Origin of the sequence: Pseudomonas agronomica, assembly GCF_025917275.1 — a bacterium.
In the GTDB taxonomy this organism is placed as follows: Bacteria; Pseudomonadota; Gammaproteobacteria; order Pseudomonadales; family Pseudomonadaceae; genus Aquipseudomonas; species Aquipseudomonas agronomica.
The window spans coordinates 1-550 of the sequence record NZ_JAOSHO010001010.1; the positions used below are offsets into that span (position 1 = coordinate 1).

Consider the following 550-nt stretch of genomic DNA (forward strand, 5'->3'; position numbering starts at 1 on the left):
TGGCCGGCCACGGTCTTTTCGATGCGTCGGCCGAAGGCGTCGTAGCGGTAGGACGTTTCGTTGCCGTCCGGGCTGGTGACGCCGATGAGGCGATGTTGGCTGTCGTAGCGGTAGTGCGTGACGAGGCATTGGGCTTTGCCGCGGCGTTCGCGGATGAGGTTGCCGTAGGCGTCGTAGTCGTAGTGGCGGTCACCCTCCATGAGCAGGCGGTTGCCCTTGAGGGTGGTCGGGCCGGGGCGGTCTTGCAGCAACAGGTTGCCGGCCGGGTCGTGGGCGAAGCGTTCGGGGGCTTGGGTGTGGGCATGGTCGATGCGGACCAGGCGATCTTGCGGGTCGTATTGGTAGCTGCGGCGGTTTCGATTGTCAGAAAGGGCGGCGAGGTTGCCGTTGGCGCTGTAGGAATAATCACGCCAGAACAATTGGTGCTGCTGGGTCTGCCAGACGGTCTGGGCCTTGAGGCTACCCTGTTCGTCGTAGCGGTAGTCGCTGAGCAGCAGGCCTTGCTGGCGTTGGGTTTCGCGGCCGCCCTTGAAACGGTGTTCGGTCAGGC

General features: G+C 64.4%; 1 pseudogene. It reads right to left on the minus strand.

What is annotated here, in order from left to right:
• Nucleotides 1-550: pseudogene (locus OC610_RS28640) on the minus strand (type IV secretion protein Rhs); the annotation flags it as partial.